This is a genomic window from Sporanaerobium hydrogeniformans (genome assembly GCF_002735925.1).
Classification (GTDB): Bacteria; Bacillota; Clostridia; order Lachnospirales; family Cellulosilyticaceae; genus Sporanaerobium; species Sporanaerobium hydrogeniformans.
This window is the reverse complement of record NZ_PEDL01000007.1, coordinates 113473-137680: the sequence shown is the minus strand read 5'-3', so window position 1 is coordinate 137680 and position 24208 is coordinate 113473. Positions and strand designations below refer to the sequence as shown.

Annotated in this window: 19 protein-coding genes and 1 other annotated feature; of the genes, 14 read left to right on the top strand and 5 right to left on the bottom strand. The window is 34.7% G+C overall.

Annotated features, from left to right (window positions below; all coding sequences use genetic code 11):
• Positions 1 to 367: 367 nt before the first annotated feature.
• On the bottom strand, positions 368 to 1870 hold the full coding sequence (locus tag CS063_RS08875; protein ID WP_099449343.1) for an IMP dehydrogenase: 1503 nt from the start codon (positions 1868 to 1870) through the stop codon (positions 368 to 370).
• A 267-nt stretch (positions 1871 to 2137) separates the two neighbouring features.
• On the opposite strand from CS063_RS08875, the gene CS063_RS08870 reads away from it, so the two are divergent.
• From CS063_RS08870 to metG, 3 genes are all read left to right on the top strand, one after another.
• The gene (locus tag CS063_RS08870; protein WP_099449342.1) at positions 2138 to 2443 is read left to right on the top strand and encodes a hypothetical protein; all 306 of its coding nucleotides are present in this window, start codon (positions 2138 to 2140) and stop codon (positions 2441 to 2443) included.
• A complete protein-coding gene (locus CS063_RS08865) occupies positions 2436 to 2711 on the top strand; it encodes a hypothetical protein (protein WP_099449341.1) in 276 nt (91 codons plus the stop codon). Before CS063_RS08870 ends, CS063_RS08865 begins: the two co-directional genes overlap by 8 nt.
• Positions 2712 to 2760: 49 nt before the next feature.
• Positions 2761 to 3034, top strand: a binding site (T-box leader).
• Positions 3035 to 3087: 53 nt separating this feature from the next.
• On the top strand, positions 3088 to 5064 hold the full coding sequence (metG, locus tag CS063_RS08860) for a methionine--tRNA ligase (protein ID WP_099449340.1): 1977 nt from the start codon (positions 3088 to 3090) through the stop codon (positions 5062 to 5064).
• A 119-nt stretch (positions 5065 to 5183) separates the two neighbouring features.
• On the opposite strand, the gene CS063_RS08855 is transcribed toward metG, so the two are convergent.
• From CS063_RS08855 to CS063_RS08840, 4 genes are all read right to left on the bottom strand, one after another.
• Positions 5184 to 6272, bottom strand: a complete 1089-nt coding sequence (locus tag CS063_RS08855; protein ID WP_099449339.1) for a PRK06851 family protein — start codon at positions 6270 to 6272, stop codon at positions 5184 to 5186.
• A 110-nt stretch (positions 6273 to 6382) separates the two neighbouring features.
• A complete protein-coding gene (locus tag CS063_RS08850; RefSeq protein WP_099449338.1) occupies positions 6383 to 6958 on the bottom strand; it encodes an ATP-binding cassette domain-containing protein in 576 nt (191 codons plus the stop codon).
• Positions 6955 to 7722 carry an ABC transporter permease gene (locus CS063_RS08845; RefSeq protein WP_099449337.1) on the bottom strand — a complete coding sequence of 256 codons (768 nt, stop codon included), beginning with the start codon at positions 7720 to 7722 and terminating at the stop codon, positions 6955 to 6957. The genes CS063_RS08850 and CS063_RS08845 overlap by 4 nt, the downstream gene beginning before the upstream one ends.
• A complete protein-coding gene (locus CS063_RS08840) occupies positions 7697 to 8746 on the bottom strand; it encodes an ABC transporter substrate-binding protein (protein WP_099449336.1) in 1050 nt (349 codons plus the stop codon). The genes CS063_RS08845 and CS063_RS08840 overlap by 26 nt, the downstream gene beginning before the upstream one ends.
• A 246-nt stretch (positions 8747 to 8992) precedes the next feature.
• Here CS063_RS08840 and CS063_RS08835 point away from each other — a divergent pair, with 246 nt between their 5' ends.
• The 11 genes from CS063_RS08835 (at position 8993) to CS063_RS08785 (ending at position 23452) form a co-directional block, all read left to right on the top strand.
• The gene (locus tag CS063_RS08835; protein ID WP_099449335.1) at positions 8993 to 10678 is read left to right on the top strand and encodes a phospholipid carrier-dependent glycosyltransferase; all 1686 of its coding nucleotides are present in this window, start codon (positions 8993 to 8995) and stop codon (positions 10676 to 10678) included.
• A gap of 137 nt (positions 10679 to 10815) precedes the next feature.
• A complete protein-coding gene (locus CS063_RS08830; protein WP_099449334.1) occupies positions 10816 to 11412 on the top strand; it encodes a 5' nucleotidase, NT5C type in 597 nt (198 codons plus the stop codon).
• 106 nt (positions 11413 to 11518) lie between these two features.
• A complete protein-coding gene (locus CS063_RS08825) occupies positions 11519 to 13732 on the top strand; it encodes a stalk domain-containing protein (RefSeq protein ID WP_099449333.1) in 2214 nt (737 codons plus the stop codon).
• A gap of 108 nt (positions 13733 to 13840) precedes the next feature.
• Positions 13841 to 14599, top strand: a complete 759-nt coding sequence (locus tag CS063_RS08820) for a TatD family hydrolase (RefSeq protein WP_099449332.1) — start codon at positions 13841 to 13843, stop codon at positions 14597 to 14599.
• A 578-nt stretch (positions 14600 to 15177) separates the two neighbouring features.
• Entirely contained in the window at positions 15178 to 16194 is a 1017-nt protein-coding gene (locus CS063_RS08815; RefSeq protein ID WP_099449331.1) for a 3D domain-containing protein, read from the top strand.
• Between the two features lie 143 nt (positions 16195 to 16337).
• Positions 16338 to 17207 (top strand): 16S rRNA (adenine(1518)-N(6)/adenine(1519)-N(6))-dimethyltransferase RsmA, encoded by an 870-nt coding sequence (gene rsmA, locus CS063_RS08810; protein ID WP_099449330.1) that lies wholly within the window; start codon positions 16338 to 16340, stop codon positions 17205 to 17207.
• A gap of 646 nt (positions 17208 to 17853) precedes the next feature.
• On the top strand, positions 17854 to 18882 hold the full coding sequence (gene aroF, locus CS063_RS08805) for a 3-deoxy-7-phosphoheptulonate synthase (RefSeq protein WP_099449329.1): 1029 nt from the start codon (positions 17854 to 17856) through the stop codon (positions 18880 to 18882).
• Positions 18882 to 19826 (top strand): prephenate dehydratase, encoded by a 945-nt coding sequence (gene pheA, locus CS063_RS08800; protein ID WP_099449328.1) that lies wholly within the window; start codon positions 18882 to 18884, stop codon positions 19824 to 19826. The genes aroF and pheA overlap by 1 nt, the downstream gene beginning before the upstream one ends.
• A 93-nt stretch (positions 19827 to 19919) precedes the next feature.
• Positions 19920 to 20291, top strand: coding sequence for a RidA family protein (locus CS063_RS08795; protein WP_099449327.1), 372 nt, complete (start codon positions 19920 to 19922; stop codon positions 20289 to 20291).
• A gap of 129 nt (positions 20292 to 20420) precedes the next feature.
• Complete coding sequence (locus tag CS063_RS08790) at positions 20421 to 21974, top strand: DUF7922 domain-containing protein (RefSeq protein ID WP_099449326.1); 1554 nt, start codon at positions 20421 to 20423, stop codon at positions 21972 to 21974.
• Between the two features lie 137 nt (positions 21975 to 22111).
• Positions 22112 to 23452, top strand: a complete 1341-nt coding sequence (locus CS063_RS08785) for an MATE family efflux transporter (protein WP_099449325.1) — start codon at positions 22112 to 22114, stop codon at positions 23450 to 23452.
• Positions 23453 to 24208 lie beyond the last annotated feature (756 nt).

Here is a 24208-nt window from a genome sequence, read left to right as displayed (position 1 = left end):
GGCTAGCAAGTAAGGGAGTTCTTCGCAAGCTTCCTCCACAGGATGGATGTAAAATCTTAGAGAAGTCCTATAGGCTGCTTTTAGGGACGTTATCACAAGTGCCTTTCTTGTGATAGGTAGGACCGTTAGCCTATTGGACTGAACTTAGATTTTACCCATCCGAGGACCGAGAAGCTGGTGAAGAGCTCCCTTACTTGCGGTCCCTGAGAACACCCCCTATTCCTTTCCTTTTAGTAGTCTAACGTGTAAAACACCTCGATAAACTGAAATTTGAAGCTTAGTAAAAAAGATATGATATATTAGAGTCACTACTTTAAAAAGGCAAAGCCCAAACTCAATGAACTAGTTTGTGGCCTTGCCTTTTTAGTTATCTGGAATAGTTGTTTTCTTTGAGGGTGACATCATGGGCACCACCTTCAATGATACTTGTAGAAGAAACCAGTGTCATGCGGGCTGTGCGTTGTAGTTCGTCTATGGAGGTAGCACCACAGCTACACATGGTAGATTTCATTTTGCTTAGGGTGACATCTAGGTTATCTTTAAGTTTGCCAGCATAAGGGACATAGCTGTCTACACCTTCTTCAAATTTGAGACCATTACCTTCTCCTAGGTCGTAGCGTTGCCAGTTACGGGCACGTTTTGAACCTTCTCCCCAGTATTCTTTTACATAGGTATTACCTAATTTTATCTTATGAGCAGGACTTTCATCAAAACGAGCAAAGTAACGTCCCATCATGATGAAGTTAGCTCCCATAGCTAGGGCAAGTACGGTGTGATAATCATGAACAATGCCGCCATCTGAACAAATAGGTATATAAATACCTGTTTGTTCATAGTAGGTATCTCGAGCAGCAGCAACTTCAATAATGGCAGAAGCCTGACCACGACCGATGCCTTTTTGCTCGCGGGTGATGCAGATAGAGCCTCCTCCAATACCAACCTTAACGAAATCAGCCCCTGCTTCTACTAAATAGAGAAAGCCTTCTTTATCCACTACATTACCAGCGCCTATTTTTACTTGGTCACCATAGTTATCACGTACATATTTAATGGTTTCAGCTTGCCAAACACTATAGCCATCAGAGGAATCGATGCAAAGCACATCTGCACCAGCTTTAATAAGAGCAGGAATTCTTTCGGCATAATCTCTTGTGTTGATACCTGCACCTACACAATAACGTTTTTTAGTATCTAAAAGTTCAAGGGGATTTTGTTTGTGGTCATCATAATCTTTTCTAAAGACAAAATACATAAGCTTTTGATCTTCGTCAATAATAGGAAGGCAATTAAGTTTATGTTCCCATAGTATGTCATTGGCTTCGCTTAACGTGGTATTAGCTTTCCCTACAATAAGAGAGGAGAATGGTGTCATAAAATCTTTGATTTTTTTATCCAGGCTATCCCTACTTAAACGGTAATCGCGACTTGTAACAATTCCTTGAAGTCTGGTAGAGAGTGTACCATCTTCTGTAATAGCAATAGTAGAGTGTCCTGTTTGTTCTTTTAGTATTAAAACATCCTTTAGGGTATGATTAGGAGAAAGATTCGCTACACTTACTACGAAACCAGCCTTGAAGCTTTTTACTTTACGTACCATCTCAGCTTGGCTTTCGATTGATTGAGAGCCGAAAATAAAGGATAATCCACCACATTTAGCAAGAGCAATGGCAAGCTTATCATCAGATACAGCTTGCATAATGGCTGAAACAAAAGGTATATTAATTTGAAGAGGTGCCTTTTCACCTTTTTTAAATTTAACCAGTGGGGTTTCTAAATTCACTTCAGAAGGAATACAATCTTTACGGGTTAAGTTGGGAATCAATAAATACTCACTAAAGGTACGAGAAACTTCATTATAATAAAATGCCACTTGAAAAACCTCCTAGGTTTAATTTTCTAAACATTCTACTAAAGTATAAATAAAAAGTCAATGGTAGGGGACGATTCCATATCGTCCCAATACTTTAATGCTTGATAATAAAAACAGGAGTGATTATACAAATTAGTCCCTACATCTATATATGAGACCAAGATGGAGTGTAATGCTATGATATAGGTTATACAGTGAAGTTTTTGGTAGTATTTTTGTAAGTTTATAGGTATGATATAAAGAAAAAAGAAACAATGAGGTGATGATTTGAAATCTACACGTTATAAATTACCAAATAAAATAGATACAAGCCCAGCAGCGAAGCGTCAGATTAAATATATGAAAAGTTTAGGACTTAACATAGAAGAAGGTCTTACAAAAAGTGATGCTGAAGCACTTATTAATAGAGAGTTAGATGATGATAGTGCTGCAAGTAAGGACTTAAAGGCTTATGCCAAGGAAAAGGGCATTGTTTATTCAGAGTATATAGGAAAAAGACAGCTTCATAATTTGCTTTTTGATAATTTAAAGGGAGAAGATAGAACAACTTTTTTTTTGCTTTTGTGTGTATAAATTTCATAGCCGAGGTGAAGCAGAGCATTTATTAGAGCATGAGTATAGAGAGATTTTTGAAGCATTTGGTAGAGAATACAGAGAAAACTTTTATTTTCAGACTTCCTTGGAAGAGTATATAGGAGAGGAACTAATAGTTTTTGGTAAATCAACTTGTGTTTTAGAAAATGGCAAAACAGAGGTTATTTATGGGGGGAGCATTTATGGTGAAGCCTATAAGTTAGCATATAGCTATTTAAAAGCAAAAATCCCTCATTTTAATGCTTAAAATCTTGAAAAGATGAGAAAACTATGATAAACTAATTGCATTCAAATAATAAAACGCAATGAAAAGAAGAGTAGGTCTATACTTTCTTTTAAAGAGAGCTTCGGGAGCTGAAAAGAAGCAAAGAAGGATAAGCTGAAGATGGTCTTGGAGTGGTGCACCGACGACTTTTAGGAGTCTAGGCTGCAACGGGTTCGCCTGTTATAGCGAGAAAGTATAACCATTAAATAGTGTAATTATTTATTGGCGTACTTTATAAGGCTTATGTCGCGAGGCATAAGTGAATTAGAGTGGAACCACGAGCGTGAATAGACCTCGTCTCTATAACACATGTTATAGTGACGAGTTTTTTATTGTGTAGAAATAGGAGGAAAAGGAATTGAGTAAACCAAGCTTTTATATCACCACACCCATTTATTATCCCAGTAACAAATTACACATTGGACATTCTTATACCACAGTAGCAGCTGATGCAATGGCACGCTATAAACGTCTACGTGGTTATGACGTCATGTTTTTAACTGGAACAGATGAACATGGTCAAAAGATCGAAAGGCGTGCAGCAGAAGACAACGTTACTCCACAGGCATTTGTGGATAACATTGTTGAATGGATTAAGGAACTGTGGAAAACTATGGACATCAGCTATGATAAATTTATCCGTACTACAGACCAAGAACATAAAGAAACGGTACAAAAAATCTTTAAGAAACTTTATGATCAAGGGGATATTTATAAAAGTGAATACGAAGGTCTCTACTGTACTCCTTGTGAAAGCTTCTTTACAGAGCATCAACTTGTAGATGGCAAATGTCCAGATTGTGGTAGACCTGTTGAAAAAGTAAAGGAAGAGTCTTATTTCTTTAAGCTTTCTAAATATCAAGATAGGCTTATTCAGCATATTGAAGAAAATCCAAACTTTATACAACCTCAAACAAGACAAAATGAAATGCTAAATAATTTCCTTCGTCCAGGGCTAGAAGATCTTTGTGTATCTCGTACTTCCTTTAAGTGGGGGATTCCAGTAGAATTCGACCCAGGGCATGTGGTGTATGTATGGCTTGATGCACTATCAAACTATATCTCTGCATTAGGCTATCTACAAGCAGACGATGAAGCTTTTAAAAAATATTGGCCAGCAGATGTTCACTTAGTAGGTAAAGAGATTGTGCGTTTTCATACAATTATTTGGCCAGCAATGCTGATGGCTCTTAATATACCACTTCCTAAACAAGTATTTGGTCATGGTTGGTTAGTCATTAATGGTGGCAAAATGAGTAAATCTCAAGGTACAGTGGTAGACCCTAGCATCCTTGTAGGTCGTTATGGTAGTGATGCCATTCGTTATTTCTTACTTCGTGAAATTGCTTTTGGTCAAGATGGTAACTTCTCAAATGAAGCGCTCATTTCACGTATTAACTCGGACCTTGCTAATGACCTTGGCAACTTAACTTCTCGTAGCATAGCCATGATTGAAAAATACTTTGGTACACTTCCAGAAGTACAAGAAGGCAATGAATTTGATACAGATGTACAAAGAGTTATCAAAGAACAAGTAGCTAAAATGGAAGAAAACATGGAGAAACTTTTCTTTAATAATGCACTTGAAGATATTTGGGTAATTATTAGACGTATGAATAAATACATTGACGAGACAATGCCTTGGGTGCTAGCTAAAGATGAAGCCAATAAACCAAAGCTTGCAGGTGTTCTCTATACTCTTGCAGAAGCTATTCGTATTGTTAGTATCATGATTGAGCCTTTTATGCCACAAACACCAGAGAAAATTTGGGTACAATTTGGCATTAGAAGAGGAGAGCTTACGGCTTGGGATTCTGTCCATAACTTTGGTCAACTACCAAAAGCAGTAGTAGCTAAAAAAGGAGAGAATATGTTCCCACGTATTGATAAGGAAAAGGAACTGGCTATCTTAGAAGCAGAGGCACCTACTACTGATAAAAAGGAAGAGCCTCAAGCAGTAGCTAAAACCAATAAAAAGGAAGTAGTTAAAGAAGAAGTAGAAGAAGTATCTGAAATCACTATTGATGATTTTACGAAGGTACAGCTTAAGGTGGGTGAAGTCATCGCCTGTGAAAAAGTACCAAAAGCAGATAAGCTTCTTGTATCTCAAATTAAAATAGGTGATGAAGTAAGGCAAATTGTATCTGGTATTGCAGCCTACTATTCTCCAGAAGAGTTTGTGGGTAAAAAGGTAGTTGTTGTAACCAATCTTAAACCTGTAAAACTTCGTGGAATTCTTTCACAAGGTATGGTACTTTGTGCATCAGATGAGAACGGAAGTTTAGTAGCTGTAGGACCACTTGGGGAAATAATAAGTGGTGCAGAAGTGAGATAATAGGGTTTTCCTAAAATAAAAAATGATATAAAAGGGCTGTCGCATTAAGAAATTTACATACAATATATTGTAGTATTTATTCTTAATGCAACAGCCCCTTTATAGTTTAGAAGTTGAAGCTAAATTCTACTTAAAATACTTTTCATAAGGTCTATATAAATAGCATCTATTTTAGTAAAATCCATGGCATCTATATAAAAATCCTCCAGCTCATCATGGAGAGCTTTAGCTTTTTCTAGCTCCTTTGTTCCAAGAGCAATAGTTTCTTTATAACGTTTAGTAATATCAGCAAGCTCTAAGGCATATTTTTCATCTGTACCCTGAGTAATAAGCTCGCCGTACATATCAACGACATCATCAGTTGGACGAGAAGGAAAATATTCGTGAGGAGCGGTGCTATCAAATATACAAGTACTTAATTCGGGAAGAAGAACCATATCTAAGCTATTGGGGTCAAAGCTACAGTGATAAATCTCTAGATCTAATCCTCTTTTTTCAGCTGCAGTGACGAGTTTCTTAAGTAGTGTAGATTTACCAGAACCGGGACGTCCTTTGATAAAATAACGAAAATCTAGGTCTTCGATAATATTTTCTACAAAATTAACAGGGCCTATTGAAGTAGAACTTCCAAAGAAGCGGTGCATAATATGGCTTTTCTTATCTAATTGGGTAGAGCTAAGGATTTTTTGAATGACTTCTTCAGTAAGAAGATTAGCCTTTGAAAAATCCATATGTTTGATATAAATAGCTTCCCATTCATCATGGATAAGAAGGGCCTTAGCGAAATAATCGTAAACCTGAGTGTAACAGTCTTTTATTTTTTTATTTTTATCCAGGATTTCTTTTTTATGAAGGGCTAAGGCTTGACTATCCCAAGCTATACCTAGATTTACATATTCTTCAATAGCGCCTGGTGCTTTAGGTTCAATAACGTGAGGAGCCGTACCATCTACAATACCTACTCCTAAGTCCCGAATAATAACACCATCTAGTGAATGGCTATCGGAAGAACAATGGAGGTATTCAATAGCATACCCTCTATTTTGGAATTGAGTCCCTATTTTACGCATAAGCGAAGATTTACCAGTACCAGGGCCACCTTTTAGAATAAAAAGTTTATCTAGAGTGTTAATATTTGTTTCAAATAAATTTTGAAAGCCTTTTGCTGTATTTGCTGTAGCAAAATAATTTTTTAATTTACCAATCATAGAGATACTCCTTAATGTGCAATGTTTATAGTTATCATATGATTAGACAAGATTTAAATGTGAGGATTTATATGGAAATAAATACAAAAATTGAGCTGTAAGTGTAAGGCTTACAGCTCAATCAGTTGAGCATCTAACAAGGCTACATCTTCTTTATCATGAGTTATAATTAAAAGAGTTTTACCTTGGGTATATTTTTTGATATAGGCAATGACTTGCCCTTTAGTGGTAGTATCTAAACCTTTAAAAGGTTCATCAAGGATAATCATTTGATTGGAAGTAATAAGAGCCCGTACAAGGGCTACACGTCTTTTCATGCCGCCACTTAGCTCAGAAACAGGTTTCATGCTATCGGTTTCAGTTAAGCCTACTTCTAAAAGGTGAGTCAGTATTTGTTTTTTAGAAACACTTTTAGGGCAAACAATAGCTATATTTTTGATACTATTTAGATTTTCACATAAGCGGTCTTCTTGAAAGACAGCAGCTATTTGAGAAGTATCTAAACCAGTAATGCTCCCTTTATCAGGTTTTAAGAGACCTAGAAGTAGGTTGGCAAGCGTTGTTTTACCACAACCCGAGCTTCCCATAAGGCAAGTTGTTTGTCCTTTTGAAATGGAAAGAGAAAGATGGTCAAGGACAGGTTCTTTATCATAGGTTTTACAAATCTCTTTTAGGGTAATGGTCATTTGGCTAGAATCCTTTCAGATATTTTTTTTAGAAAGTAAATAAATAGCTTTTCAAAGAGAATGCTGATTAAAATAATAACAAAGGTCCAGGCAAAAAGTTCACTTGTACTTAAATAAATTTTAGCTTCATAGAGTCTTTCACCGATAGAGTGAGTAGGAAGTCCAATCACTTCGGCTGCAATTCCTGATTTCCAACATAGGCCAAGTCCTACTGAACAGGCAGATACAAAAAAAGGCATAACCTGTGGTAGGTAAATATAAATAATCTTACGGTAAAGGGGTATACGAAAGACCTCAGCCATTTCTAAAAGCTTTTGATCTGTATTTAATATACCTTGTAAAGTATTGGTATAGATAATAGGGAGCACCATCAAAAAAGCAATGAAAAGCGATAGATTACGTGTTGGGATCCATATAAGAGCAAGAATAATGAAAGAGACAATAGGGGTAGAACTAATAACAGCAGTCAAAGGATTAAGAAGGAAACGAATAAAAATAAATTGACTTGATAGGACTGCCAAAGAGACACCTACTAAAAGGGCTAAAAAGAAACCACCTACAATGCGAGTAAAGCTAAAGCTAATAGTAGTCCAAAACGCTACTTCTTTAATAAGAAGAAACAGCGTTTTAAGAACTACAAGAGGAGAAACGAGTAGAATGTCTTTGCCTATTACAATACTTGCTAGATGCCAAACGAAAAGCCAAATAAAACTAGATAATAGAAAGTAACCTTTCTTTTTATTTGGAGTAGTAGAATGCAGCATCAGGCATGGTTCCTCCTACAGCTTTAGGATTTTGTTCAAATAAGGATTGTAAATAACCAGTTACTTTACTTTGCATTTCTTTGCCTTCTATAAAAGTAATATTACAAAGTGGAAGAGCTTTCTTAGCAATAGCCTCAGGGACGATTTCATACTTGCCAACTAAACGAGCACTTTCTTCGTTATTACTTGTTACATATTTTGTAGAAGCATTATATTCTCCTAAGAAGATACGAAACGCTTCAGGATTTTCTTCTATAAAAGCATTACGTGCAATCACTACACCTGTTACCAAAGCACTATCATCATCGCTTACCTTATCCCATTCCTCACTCATATTTAAAGCTATATGAAGATTTGGGTTTTTAGACATGGCAGTTGTTACGAAAGGCTGCGGAAGCATAGCAATCGCATCTGAGCTTTCACTTAGAAGAGCAGCTACTTCGGTAGCTTCTGATTTAAATTCAATAGTGACATCTTTGGTAGGGTCTAAACCATTTTTAGCAAGTATGTAATGAAGTGCATATTCAGGTGTTGTCCCTTTGCCGGTTGTATAAATGGTTTTTCCTTTTAAATCAGAAATAGCATTAATTTGCTCGCCTGTTTCCACAACATAAAGTACACCTAAAGTATTAATAGCTGCTACTTTAATAGCTCCTTGTGTTTTATTGTATAAAACAGAGGCTAAATTACAAGGTACAGCCGCTACATCTATTTCGTTATTTACAAGCTGTGTAACGATTTCATCTGCAGTAGCATACATGGTAACATCATAGTTATTTGTTGTTCTACCTGCTTCAGAATCCGACATGAGTTTAACAAGACCCATAGTTGTTGGACCTTTTAGAGAGGCAAGGCGAAAAGTTGTAGGATTGGCAGGAGGAGTAGGACTTGTTTCAGGAGTAGCCATCTCTTCAAGGGGGCTAGGAGAAGCTACATCGGTAGGTGGTTGATTTGAAGGTGAGCAACCTGAAAGAAAAACAAGGCACATTACAAGCATTAAGGTAAAACTGAAAAGTTTTTTCATTTGAGACACCATCCTTTGATTAATATAAGTGTTTATCTTTATTTATATTAGCAGTATTATTTCGTTTCAGCAAATTCTTTTAAAAAAGAGGTGAATCAGAATGTTTATAACAAGTAGATTCAGGCATTTATTTTATAAAAAGGTGTAAAAAGCTATGTACATTATAAAGAAAGAAGAGTATATTTTGTATAGAAATTCCCTATAATCTATAAATAAGATTTAAAGTATAAAGAAGGAGACTATGTGATGGAAAGAAACAGGGGTAAGGGCTATAAGATCAATAAGAGGGATATAGGTTGGATGTTACTGATCATGCTTATCTATGGCGCGTTATCCTTTATCCAGTTAGGGAGTTTAGAAAATCCACAAACCTTTTGGGAGAAATCAGCTTTTGAAGGAGAGTATACAGTTGTTAAGCTTAATGAGGTGCAAGATGTTGCTAAATTGAGAAGCTTTTGTGGTCCTAAATTTGGAGAGTACAAGCTCTATACGTCAGAGGATGGAAAACGTTTTATTTACGCAGGGAAGCTAGAGCAAGATAAGGTTTTTGCATGGTCAGATAAGATACTTGACAAACGCTTTAAATATTTAGGGCTTGAAGCAACTGAAAAGCTAGGCTCTATAGGAGAGTTAGCTTTTTATAATGCAAAAGGTGAGCGATTAGAATCAACCTATGAAACAGAGGATGCGAAAGCTTTAGTGGATGAGAGGGATAGGGTACCTGAAAAAATAACTTTTTTGACGAATACTTACTTTGACGAGGTGTACCATGCACGAACAGCCTATGAATATATTCATGATTTAGAGATTTATGAATGGACTCATCCGCCACTTGGGAAGTTGATTATTGGTCTTCCAGTACGTCTATGGGGGATGAATACCTTTAGCTACCGTTTAATGGGAAATTTAGCAGGTATATTGATGCTACCTGTAATCTATATTTTGGCAAAAAAACTATTTGGACATACAAGATATGGGTTGGCTGCTGCACTATTATTAGCAGCAGATGGGATGCATTTTGTGCAAACACGTATTGCGACAGTAGATAGCTTCCTAGTCTTATTTGTTTTGCTAAGTTATCTCTTTATGTTTTGCTATATACGATGTGAAGATAAAGAACCTTTAAGTATGAAATTAAGTTATTTATTTTTTTCTGGTCTTTTTTTAGGAGCAGCCATTGCCACTAAATGGAATGGAGCTTATAGTGCTGTAGGCTTAGCGATCCTCTTTTTTGCTGACTTATTTAAACGAAGCAGTAATAAATATCATCGTCATATGTGGGATAGACAAGTAGGAGTGATTCTTTTTAGTTGTGTTCTCTTTTTTGTTATCCTGCCAGTAGGGATTTATTTAGGGAGCTACTTACCCTTCTTCCATTCAGAGGGAGGTAAGAGCTTTAAAGATTTCGTAGATTTGCAAATTCAAATGTACCGTTATCATTCAGAGCTTGAAGCGACGCATCCCTTTACTTCTCCTTGGTATCTATGGCCTCTTAATATTAAACCTATTTGGTACTTTAAGGGAGAGGCTAGGCCTGGTTATGTCATTACTATTGCACTATTAGGCAATCCACTTATTTGGTGGAGTGGACTGATAGGGATGTTGTATACTGTAAGAAATGTTTTTGTTAAAAGAAGAAAAGAGGATTTTTTTATCCTAGTAGCAATCTTATCTCTTTATCTTCCTTATGCATTTGTACCACGCATTATGTTTTTATATCATTACTTTCCAGTGGTTCCCTTTATGATTTTAGCACTCGTTTCTTTGCTAAAAGAGGGTGTAAGGCGTATGGATAGCACAGCAATTATTAAAGGATATATAGCAGTTGCAATGATTGTTTTTGTATTTTTTTATCCCATTTATAGTGGTACAGAAATTCCAATTTGGTATGCAGCAATGACCAGGTGGCTTCCTGCATGGCAATATTTTTAGGTTTTAGATGAAGACTGTCACCTTGCTCTTATGAGGCTAATAAACTATTATTAGCCTCATTTTTAATTCTATCCTGTAGACAAAAAGTAAGGGGTGTTTTATGATTACAACATAATAACATATAAGAAGGTGACATTATGAATGAAAACAAACCAGTGCTTCTCATTGACCAAGATGATGTATTAGCAGAATATATAAAAGGAGTAACCGCTGCTTTTAATAGAAAATATAATACTTGTTTTAAAGCTACAGAATGCGATAATTGGAATTTGCATATTCTTTTTGGGGAAGATATTGAAACAGTTATGCATGAACCAGAGCTGTTTAGGCATTTAGAGCCTGCGCCACATGCAAGAGAAGTCTTTGAAAGACTTTATTTTAGTAATCTATTTGAAATGTATATCGTGACAGCAGCGAATCCTAGAGCTGTAGAAGCAAAACATGAGTGGATCAAGGAGCATTTACCTTTTTTTCCTTTAAATAGAGTGATTGTATGTAGCTGTAAGTATATGATTAAGGGAGATTATCTTTTAGATGATGGTATGCATAATATAGAAGAGTTTAATAAAACAGGCGGAATGCCTATTGTTTTTGAAAGGCCTCATAATTTAAAGACTGATCATGGTTTTAAAAAAGTAAGTGATTGGTTAGCTTTTGAAAGGTTCATTATGGAGCAGTGTTATCCTGATAAGATAGGGATGTATTTGGGTTCATCAGAAGAACAGGTCATTTAATATATTATTTTTTTATTACATTATTATAAAAAGTCCTGAAATTTAGGGTATTTAAGCCTATAATAGAAGGAGGAGAGTCCTAATATAATGATGAGGAGATGATCATGTGAAGAAAAAACTAAAGAAGGTACTGGTGCTTACTGCAATGGTAACTTGCTTAGGTGCACTGCCTAATTGCGTAATGGCACAGTCGGATAATGGGCTATCAAAAGGGACAATTATAGAAAAGACAGGTTATCAATTTACTGCAGTTAATGCGGCAAGCTTAAGAATCGACCTCAAGGATACAATTGATTACAAAGGCAGTCCAAAAACTTTTTATGTGATGCTAGAAAATGCGAAATGGCTAGATAGTATCAATACCGTCGATACCTCTAAATACTTTAGAGCTAGTACGTTTAAAAAGATCAATGATACAACACTAGAAGTTAAAATGAATAACTCTATATTAGCAGGGGTAAAATATGTACCTCTTTTAGTAGAGCTTACAGGTGGTGAAGCAAAGGTTAGTGTAGATGGAATGGGAACAGAAATTAGTGATATGAAAGCAACTACCTTTGCGATTACCAGTGAAAGTAAAGCAGAGGTAACAGTGGGAGAAATCCCTTCTATTCGTGAAGAAGATAACGTAGCAACTATTCGTATTGATGAGATTATTAAAGGTTCTTTAACTTCAAGTAGTAGGTCAGAAGACCGTACTATTACACTAGAACTTCAAAATGATAATTATGAATTTGAAAACCCTCAGCCGTTAGTTACAGGTTCAAAAGGTTTGTCTGGTATGACCTCTAAAGCTAAAGATAATGATAAATATACAGGGGAGCAACAATTTATTAATGTAAGATATGGTTTTTCCAATGGTAAAGAAGATAAGAGTGTGCTTAAAGTTTATTTGCCTCAAGTAGAGGATGCTATGAGTGTAGGGCGTATTAGTATCAGTGAATTACGAGTAAAAACAAACAAATTCCAGCCAGGTATAGTAAGTATTAAAGTAAGTGGTACAGCACTTAATGATAAAATAGTGCAAGTAGCTGATGCAAAGGAATATGGTATTTTAATAAGGGATGATGCAAATAAAATAGTAGCCATTTCTAATGGAAATAGTGAAGAAGTATCCTTTACTATTGCTGAGGATGTACTTGAGAGTATGGTGGAAAAACGTACTTTAGAGATTACTGTAGAAAATGGCTATTTAGCTCCTAAACAAAAGGCAGGAATAAGTGACCTTTCACTTGGTAAACTTTTATTAAATGGTAAAGATATTACAAAAACAACAAGCTTTAATCCTGTTATTAAAGATAATTATTTAGTAGGTTTTAATTTTGATATACCTACACTTGATTCAACTGTTCGTAATAAATTCAGTATAGAGAATCTAAAGATTTATGCACCTGCTACCGCGAGTGGAGTGATTAAAGTAACAAGTGAAGTAGCCGGTACTAAGCTTGCAGCAACGACAACAATTGCAAACATTAAGACGGCAACTCAAATTCGAGTAAGTTCTTTAAAACTTAAGGTAGGCATTAAAGATCAGGTAGGTGGCAAACTTATTATTAAAGAAACGGATAAAAGCATGTTAAAGCAAGGTGTACTTGAACTCGAGATAGAAGAACAAGAAGGTATTACATATGGTGAAGTTCCAAATGTAAAAGTGATAGAAGGGAATATTAAAATAGGTACAGTAACCTATGATGGCATTGTGCCTAATAAGTTAAAGATAAAGATTGAGCGTGAATCAAGTAAACCATCTACTATTGAAATCAGTGGGTTTAATGTAACAGTTGATAATACTGTACCAGATGGTCATTATAAGCTTTCTATAAAAGGGACAGCTGTTTCGCCAGATGTTAGTTTTGGTTCTATTGAATATCCTCATTTTATGACGATTGGTGATATACCAGTCACAGAAGAGCCTCTTGCACCAGCTTTTGATACCTCCGTTATGACCAATACTTCTAAATTTGTAATAGGAAGTAATATTTATCTTGTAAATGGCATACCTAAAACAATGGATGGTGCAGCCTACATAGAAAGTAATAAGACAATGGTACCTGTACGCTATATTGCAGATGCTATAGGTATACCTGCAGATGCTATTCATTTTAAAAATCAAGTTGTTACCATTCAAACAGCTGATAAAATAATTAACCTTGCAATAGGGAGTAATATGATAGAAGTCAATGGTGAAAGACAAGGAATGAGTGGGAAGGCTGTTATTAAAAATGATAGAGCTTATGTGCCTGTAGCAGAAATTGCTAAAGCTTTAGGGGTAAAGGTAGAATGGGAACCTAAAACGCAGACAGCTTTATTTAGCTATTAAGGAAAGTGTATAAGAAAGTTGGAGCCTAGGGGATTATTCTTCTAGGCTTGTTTATTTTGCTTATACCCTTTAAAATGTAAATAAAAATGTAAATAAAAGGAGATAACAATGTATTTTGATTCACATGCCCATTATGATGATGAGCGTTTTAATAAAGATAGGGAGTATTTACTCGAAGCTTTACCACAGCAAGGAGTAGGTTTAGTAGTAAATGCAGCCGCAGATATGCAGTCTACTTATACTAGTTTAGAACTTGCTAAAAAATATGATTATATTTACTGTAGTATAGGTGTTCATCCTCATGAAGTAAAAGAATTGGAAGAAAAGGATATTGAAATACTTAGGAAGCTTTCTGGAGAAGAAAAAGTAGTAGCGATTGGTGAAATTGGACTTGATTATTATTATGATTTTTCCCCCAGGGAGGAACAACGTAAATGGTTTAAAAGGCAATTAGAGCTTGCCAAGGAAATTGAGTTACCTGTCATCATCCATAGTCGTGATGCTTGTCAGGAAACTTTTGATATTATTAAGGAAAGTGGTGTGATGCAAGGGGTTATTCATTGTTTTTCAGGTAGTAAAGAACTTGCTAGAGAATATGTTAAAAGGGGTTTTTATATAGGTATAGGTGGTTCTCTCACTTTTAAGAACGCTAAAAAAACTGTTGAAGTTGTGAAAGAAATAGATTTAAATCAAATACTTATAGAGACAGATGCTCCTTATTTAACACCTATTCCTTATAGGGGAGAGAGAAATGACTCTTCCTATTTGAAATATGTTATCCAAAAAATAGCAGAAATTAAAGGAATAAGTACAGAGGAAGTAGAGTCTATAACTTATGCTAATGCACGAAAAATGTTCAAAATTTAGCATCAATAGCCAAAAATAAACTAAAATAAACAAAATAAAAAAACAGTTTTCTGTAAAAAACTGTTTTTTTATTTTGTTTATTTATACTAAACTTTAAGGATACAGAAAAATACCTGGATGTCAGACACGTGTTTAAAAAAATAACTAAAAGAGACTATAAATACAAAGAAAATTGGTTATTATTAAGTGATAAAAATAGCAATTATTAGTAATGGTATAAAAATACCAAAATAAGCATATAATAGTTATTAATTAGATGTTACAAAAGTATTAAATTTAATTAGTTTGAAAAAAATTTTTGTAATGATGAAACCCTTGATAAATCGTAGCTTACAAGAGGAAAATAATGATTTTTTTAAGTATTTCCAAAAAAAAGTTATTACAAAAAGCTTGAAATACTTGCAGAAATATATTACAATCTGAAATGTAGTTGAAATAAACTAAAAATTACATTTATTACCAGATGATTGTAGTAAAGCTCGATTCACCAGATCAAGTGAAAAAAGTAAATTGTTTTAGTTAGTAAAAGGTACACTAAACTTTGATGACTAGAACGATCCAATTTTAAGGAGGTATTCATGAAGAATCGAAGTAGAATCGCTTTATTGGTTGTTATGTTGTTTATGCTAGGTACAATTAGTATTACAGCCTACCAATCCCTATCTAAAATTGTTACAGTAATTGATGATGGGAAAGTGACTCAATATGAAACAGATGCTACCAGTGTAGATGAATTATTAAAACAGTTGAATATAACATTAGAGACAAAAGATATAATCACACCAAGTGTAGACACTCCAATTGACAATAACCTAAAAATCACTATAGAAAGATGGAAGCCAACGGTAAACTTTACTTTAGACGGTCAAAGTCTTCAGTTTAAAACAGGATTTAAAACAGTTGGAGATATTATTAAAGCAAAAAATCTTCAGAATGAAGAAGGCTTAATTGTAGAGCCAAGTCAAGAGACGATGATTACAGACAATATGAAGATTGTAGTTAAGACAACAAAGATCGAGACAGTTACAGAAGAACAGCCTATTGCTTATAATACAGTGCAAAAAGAAACAAAAGAGCTTAAGAAAGGTGAAACTAAAATCGAACAGGCAGGTAAAAATGGTACCCAGCGTGTAACGATGGAGAGAACCTATGTTGGTAATGAATTAGTAAGCGAAACGGTGAAAGAAACTGTAGTAGTTGTTCCGAGTGAGGATGAGATTATTCTTATTGGTGCAAAGGATGTAGTAAAAGATACATCAGGTATTAGCTATGAGTATACGAAGATGTACAATATGGAGGCGACAGCCTATACTGCCTTTAATGGCGATGGATGGGGCGATCAAACTGCAAGTGGTATGCGTGCAGGTGTAGGTATTATTGCGGTGGATCCTAAAGTTATTCCATTAGGTACTAAACTGTTTGTTGAGGGCTATGGGCTTGCAATAGCAGGAGATACAGGTGGTGCAATTAAAGGACATATTGTGGATTTATTCTTTGAAACAAAAGCAGAGTGCCGTGAATTTGGTCGTAGACAAAGAAAAGTATATGTTTTAGCTGATCAAACAATCGATGTTTTAGCAGCTAGAAACCAATAGTTTTTAAGTAGGAGCTTTCCTTCAGGGAGGCTCTTTTTTCATAGTATAAGTTTATTTCTATAAAATCATTGGAAAAGACTGATACTACTATACAGAGTTTTTTAGAATGTGTTATGATACATCAAGAAGGAGTGAAAAACTTAATGCAAAAGATAGCGACACCTGAAGGAACAAAAGCTATACTTAATAAGTATGCTTTTATTTTTCAAAAAAAATTTGGACAAAACTTTTTAATAGATCCCCATGTACTTGATAAAATCATTAAATCATCTGACATTACCAAAAAGGATTGTGTTTTAGAGATTGGTCCAGGTATTGGTAGTGTGACACAAGCTCTTATTGAAAATGCAGGAAAGGTTATCTCAGTAGAGATTGATAAACAACTTATTCCTATTTTAGAAGAACAATTTGGAAAAGAAGAGAACTTCAAGCTTATTCATAATGATATTTTAAAAGTGGACCTTATGGAACTCATTAAGAAGGAATCACCTGATAGGCCCATTAAGGTAGTAGCCAATCTCCCTTATTATATTACGACTCCTATTATTATGGCGTTATTAGAAAATGAACTTCCTATTGAGAGTATTACAGTCATGGTGCAAAAAGAAGTAGCAGATAGGCTAGCTTCACCTCCTGGGAGTAAACAGTACGGTGCTATTACGGTTTCAGTTAACTATTTTGCAAAACCTTATCTTGTAGCCAATGTGCCACGCAACTGCTTTATGCCACGCCCTAATGTGGATTCAGCAGTTCTTAAACTTACATTGAATAAAGAACCTGTAGTAGAGGTTAATAATAAGGAACAAATGTTCCGTATTATTAAATCAAGCTTTTTACAAAGACGTAAAACACTTTTAAATACATTAGGAGCGAATGCAGAATTAGGGCTTTCAAAAGAGGTGCTTAAAGAGTTATTAGATAGGAGTGAGATTGGTGCTACAACGAGAGGTGAAACCCTATCTTTACAAGATTTTGCAAGACTTTCTAATTTTATTGATGAAAATCGCAAATAAAAATATAAAACTTTTAGAGGGTACACAAGCAGGTTGTTTCTAAGGATTAAGAGAGGTTAGGGTGCTTTATTGTCTGATGATTTAAAACAAATCAAAAATAAAAGCATTGACATCTTAAAAAACAGTTATTATAATTAACCTAAAATTGAATGAAATAGAATCACATATTAAATTAATGATAAGACAGATTATAAACAATAATAAAGATATCAGAAATTCACATCATAAATTCACATCATAAATACTTACAAAATAAATGGAAAGGAAAAAGAAAATGAAAACTCTATCCACATTTATAGCAAAATTTAATACATTCTTTTTTAGCTGGGGCTATTTTTATTTTAGCGCTGGTACTTTTTGCTGTAAACAAAATAGGGTAAAGCCTTTTGGCATAGTCGTCTAAATCGATATATTTTCTTTTTTGAGAATCTTTGAAAGATATGAGGCCTTATGCACCAAAAGTGTATAGGGCCTTTTTATATTTATAAATTTAAAGTCTCGTAAGGGGCTTAGGGAGAGTTTGAGCTTTATGTCTGCAGTAAGGGCCCTTAGTGTAGCAGAGAGTAAGAGAACCCTCAACAGACATTGGGAAATAAGAGTAGGATAGTAAAAGTAAGTGACAAATAAAAATAAGGAGGCGTGAGTTATGATTATTGTAGTAAAGAACAATATTGAAGAAGATGAAATTAATAAATTAATGAGGGAATTAACAGATAGTTATAATATAGCAATTCAAAAAATAACAGGAAGTCAATGTACTGTTCTTGGGGTAGTAGGTGATTCATCTGCCATTGAGCTAGATGATATTGCAAGAGATTCACGTGTAGAAAAGGCAATGCGTGTCAAAGAGCCTTTTAAAAAAGCGAATAGAGCTTTTCACCCAGACAATAGTATTTATGACATTGCAGGTAGACAAATAGGTGGCAAGGACCTTGCTATTATCGCGGGACCTTGTTCGGTGGAAAGCGAGAGTCAAATTATAGGTATTGCAGAAGAAGTAAAAGCAGCAGGAGCAACCTTCCTTAGAGGTGGGGCATATAAGCCACGTACTTCCCCCTATGCTTTCCAAGGTTTAGAAGCAGAAGGGCTAGAACTTCTTAAAATAGCTAGAGAGAAGACTGGACTTCCTATTGTAACAGAGATTATGGATCCTAGTACGTTAGATAAATTTGTAGAGGATGTAGATGTTATTCAAGTAGGAGCCAGAAATATGCAAAACTTCTCTCTTCTTAAATTATTAGGGCAGACCAACAAGCCTATTTTACTTAAAAGGGGTCTTTCTTCTACTATCGAAGAGTGGATTATGTCAGCAGAATACATTATGGCAGGGGGAAACAATCAAGTGATCCTTTGTGAAAGAGGAGTTCGTACTTTTGAAACCTATACACGTAATACTTTAGATTTATCTGCCATTGCAGCTATTAAAAAACTAAGCCATTTACCTATTATCGTAGACCCAAGTCATGCAACAGGACTTCGTTACATGGTAGAGCCAATGTGTATGGCAGCTATTGCAGCAGGTGCAGATGGGCTTATTATTGAAGTGCACAACAACCCACCTAAAGCACTTTGTGATGGACCACAGTCTGTCACGCCTAATGAATTTAAATCCATTGTCAACAAAGCAAAGCAATTTGCTGCTCTAGCAGACCGCGATATTAAAGAGGTGATGTAATGCAGGAGGAACACTATTCCCGTATTGGTAGTAAACTACGTATATCGATTGAAAATCTATATAAGCATAATGAACATATTTTAAATCAAATAGAAAAAGGCTTAAGAGAAGAAGAGATAAAGGCACCAGTAGTAGGCTATCAAGGAGTAGCAGGTTCCTTTGGAGAAGAAGCAGCTATAACCTACTTTGCTAGTAAAGCTTCACAGTTTAAAGCCTATGAAGAATTTGAAGACATATTTCGTGCCTTAAAAGAAGGAAGTATTGACTATGGGGTTGTACCTATTGAGAATTCCAGTGCAGGCGAAATAGTAGATATTTATGATTTAATGAAAACATATGAGCTCTATATAGTAGGTGAACAAATTATTCGTATTAGACACAACCTATTAGGTTTAAAAGGAACAAAGCTAGAGGAAATAAGTGAGGTATACTCTCACCCTCAAGCACTTTCTCAAAGCAAAGAGTTTCTCAAAGAGCATAAGCAAATGATACCAAAGGCCTATGTAAATACAGCTATGGCTACACAGTTTGTAGCAGAAGTTAAGGAGAAATCAAAAGCAGCCATAGGTAGCAGACGAGCAGCACAGCTTTATGGACTAGAGATTTTAGTTAAGGATATTCATTTTAATCAAAACAACTTTACGCGTTTTGTAATTCTAGGCAAGGCCATGCAAATTGGAGAAGGATGTGATAAGATTAGTATTGTTTTTAATACAGCGCATGAAAGTGGTGCACTTTATAATATCCTTGGTCATTTTGCGTATAATGGTCTAAATCTCCTTAAGATTCATTCCAGACCTCTTCAAGACAAAACATGGGAATACTTCTTTTTTGCTGATTTAGAAGGAAATTTACAAGATGCAAATGTACTTATTGCACTAGGAAAAGTTAAAGAGCATACCAAGTATTTTAAAATTCTTGGAAATTATGAGCAGGCTAACTAGAAAAACAGAGCAAAGAGACCGCTATTGAATAGCTTAGAGAAAATGCATATAATAAATAGAGTGATGGTTTAAAGATATTTAGGAGGCAGATCAATGAAAAAAAATGTATTTACAGAGAAAGCACCACAGGCAATAGGACCTTATTCACAAGCTATTATTGCGAACAACATGGTTTATACTTCAGGGCAATTAGGTATGGATGAAAAAGGTGTATTAAAAGAAACTGTGGAAGAGCAAGCACAAAAAGCACTAGAAAATCTTAAAGCTGTCTTAGAAGAAGCGGGAACAACAATGGATAACATTGTAAAAACAACGGTTTTTTTAGCAGATATTAATGATTTTGTAAAGGTAAATCAAATATATGGTAAATTTTTTAATGAGCCTTATCCTGCTAGAAGTGCTGTACAAGTAGCTAACCTTCCAAAGGCAGCTAAGGTGGAAATTGAAGCTATTGCTATTTTATAGAAGAAAAGACATTCAGATTAGTTCTGGATGTCTTTTTGCTTTTGTCTTAGTAGGCATAGAAAGTCCTTTGAATTCATATACATAGTATAGAATTTTAAAGTAATTGGGCAACCTAAAGGAGTTGATAATATGTATGTGAACACCATTATAGCTTTAGAAGAGAATATGCCTACATATGGAATAGATGGTAAAAAAGTAACGGGCCATGTAACCATTACCTCACCAGGTATTATTAAATGTTATGTACAAAATCTTAATACAAAGAAACAAGTAGATTTAGCTTTTTATGCCTTTAGTAATAAAGAACAAAAAGCAGTACGATTAGGACTTCTTAATAAAGGGAGTGAAAGTAGAGAAACAAGATGGAACGTAGATGAAAAAAATATTAAAGGAAGTAAACTTGCTTTAAGTGCTATTGATAGTGTAGCTATCATAAAAGAAGGGGATGGTATGCGTAGTACAGATACCATTTTAGTAGGTTATAGTGGAGAGCGTTATATTATAACAAGTTTATTAGAAAGAGTACTTCCAATCTCTAAAGTTACAGTTTCTCCAAAGTTAGAAACTGGATTGGAAGTTATTCAAGCACCCCCACAAGAAATGGTAATAAAAGCAAAAGAAGAATTAGAATCAATTAAAGAGGAAGTAGTTGAGAAAGAAAAAGATAAATTAAGCCAACCAATCAATCAGGAGATACCGATGATTGAATGTGAAGAGGAGATAGAACAAGTAGCTCAAAATGATCAAGAGGAAGAAGTGGCTCAGGCCAATGTAAGAGAAAGTATTATTAATATTATGAAAGCAGTAGATAAAATAGGTACTAAAGGTTTAGCTGAAATATTTGGAAAACAAACGATTGGGGTAGTGGATCAGAAAAATATAGAAGAAGTTATAAATTTACTAGCAAATAAGGAAGCAAAACAAAGTAAAGTGACTCGTGAAGCCCATCCTCTATTAGAAACAGTATTAAAAGAGAAATATATGAAGCAGCAAACACAAGGGGCAGAAGAAGTCTTTTACAATGAAGAGCTCATCTACAATGAAATGGGAAGTGAAGAAGAGGCTAAGAATGAGCGAGAGGAGGATTTAGGGGGAACCCTAGAAGAGATAAACTATTTGGAAGAAATTGAGAAAAAATTAAAAGATATTCAAGCTAGGTTAAGGGTATCAGATATTCTTGAAGAAAACATACGAAAAATGCGCCCTACTGAAAAGATAGAAAACGTTGAGGAAGGTATCCCAGAAACGGTGGCTATAGAGGATATTGCAAGAAAAATAGTAGAGTATAAAAGTAAGTTAGAAAACTATGAGGCAATGACAATTCAGCAAGATGAAATAAACAGGGTAGAACGAATTTTTAATAAAAATATACCTTGTGAGCCCATAGAAGGTGATGAAGGCATTGAATGGCGCAAGATTTCTTTATCTGAGTTAGTGTCTATCCCTAGCTTAACAGCTCAATGGTGTACACAGCCATTTATTACCTTTTCTTATTATAAACACAATGATTTCATATTGGGAAGAGAAAGTGAAAGTGGGAGCTATTATTTAGGTATACCAGATCTTTATCATCCGGATCGTGAAAGTCTTCGAAATTCAGAACCCAATATTGAGCGTTTTTTGTGTAAGAAGGATACTGTTCCAGTAACAGGTGAATATGGTTATTGGCTAGTCAGGTTATAAAAGGATGTAAGATAAAAGGGTATTATAAAGCTTAGAAAATAAGCTTATAATACTCTTTTTATTATAAATAAAATGACTTAAGGAGCAAATATAAGGTATACTAATAGGAGTAAATTTTTTGTTTTAAGGAGAAGACTATGGAGACAACAATTGGATTAGACACCCAGCCTATTGGTAGGCTTTTTATTAAGTATACAATTCCTAGTATTATTGGAATGCTCTTTTTTTCAATCTATATTGTTATTGATGGTATTTTTGTAGGACGTGTTGTTGGTGGGAGTGGACTTGCTGCCATTAATATTGCAATGCCCTTTTTTAGTATAGCTATGGCTATTAGCATTATGCTTTCAGCAGGAGCGAGTACAGTAGTAGGTATTGAACTTGGACAAGGTAAGCTAAAGGAAGCTAGCCAGAGTTTCAGCTTAGCATTTTATACTCTCATGCTAGTCTCTATTTCTGTGGGAATAGTGACACTCCTTTTTCTAGAACCTATAGCAATCATTTTAGGTGCTACACCTGAATTACTTTCTATGGTGAAGGTATATTTAGTCATTTTATGTTTATCTACTCCTGTTTTTACAGGGGGAGGGCTTTTGTCATCTGGTATTAGGGCCATGGGAAAGCCTAATTATGCCATGGCAGTAATGATAGTAGGGTCTGTATTAAATATTGTGTTTGACTATGTACTAGTAGTGGAATGGCACTGGGGGGTTGCAGGAGCAGCACTTGCTTCTGGATTTGCTTTTGCCATTTCCTTTGGAGTAGGACTTGTACCTTATTTCTTAAAAGGAAGTGTTTTGCATTTTACCAAGTGTAAACTAGATTTTAAGAAAGTTGGACGGTTTTTTTATAATGGTTCATCAGAAGCATTAACAGAAGTAGCAGTAGCTTTTTCAACGTATATTTTTAATATTGTACTTCTAAATCACATAGGAGAACAGGGAGTTTCCGCTTTTTCGATTATTAGTTATATTTCATCATTACTTATAGCGGTTTTATTAGGAATTGCCACAGGGATGCAGCCTATTATTAGTTTTAATTATGGAGCAGGTAAAGGTAGGCGCATTATACATCTTAATCGTTTAGGTATTAAAGTAGTAGCCATTGTGGGAATAGCATGTACAATAGGAATGTTTATTTATGGAGAAACACTTATCAATTTTTTTGCTCCTAATGATCCTGAGCTTATTCAAATGACTAATGAAGCAACAAGATTATATTCTCTAGCTTTTTTGATTAATGGTATCAATATATTAGCTTCTGCATATTTTACAGCTCTAGAAGAGGCAAAATTATCAGCAATTATTTCATTACTTCGTGGTATTGTATTTGTTTTAATAGGTATTATCTTTTTACCTCCTATTTTAGGGAATGCTGGAATTTGGCTTACTGTGTTCTTTAGTGAAGTACTGACACTTGTTATTACTTTAAAATTAATTAGAAAATCTTACAACGAACTGGTAGATAATATAAAATAAATCCTAAAGTTAGCAAGAGAGTTATATTGAAAAGAAAAATGCCTAATAGAAGTACGGTTATGAGAGTATGGATAGATAGAGTGTAGCGTAGTAATAGGGCAAGGGTTAAACTCATCATACTTACAAACAACAGCGCAAGAAGGATAAAGTAACCAAAGCTAATCAACCAATTAGGGCTTAAGTGGTTGATAAATCTACTCATAGCAATGGCTAAATAAAACATAAAAATAAAGGCTATATAGCTAAGAAAACTAATAAGGCTTATGCTGCTAATGATTTGCACTATTTGTTTTAGAAAGAAATCAGTAAGGATGAGTTTAAAAAGGTCCTGAAAAGGATTAGTATGCAAAGAAAAATTCTGGGTAAGTGAAGTAAAAAAAGTATGATTAAAGCCACCTATAAGAAAAATAAAGTTAATGATAGTGAACAATTCGCTTATTAAGCTCCAAAACAGGGTAATTATAAAGTAGGCAATAGTAAACTTACAAGCTAAGGGAGCTGAAAAACTAAGCCAGAGTTGCCTATAGAAAGCTATACCCAATATAAGCCAAGTAAAAAAATGAAAGAGTAGAGCTAAACAAATAAAAGTTAAAAGGAAGACTTTAAAGTTTAGTGTAAAGTTCTTCTTTAATATATTAAAAAGGACAAAGGTAGTTAAAAAGATACCTGTATAGATAGGCAAAAGGAACTGAGTAGTCATTTTAAGTTCAGTTTTTAGTAGCTTCCCAAGCATAAAGCAATACCTCCCATAGTTGT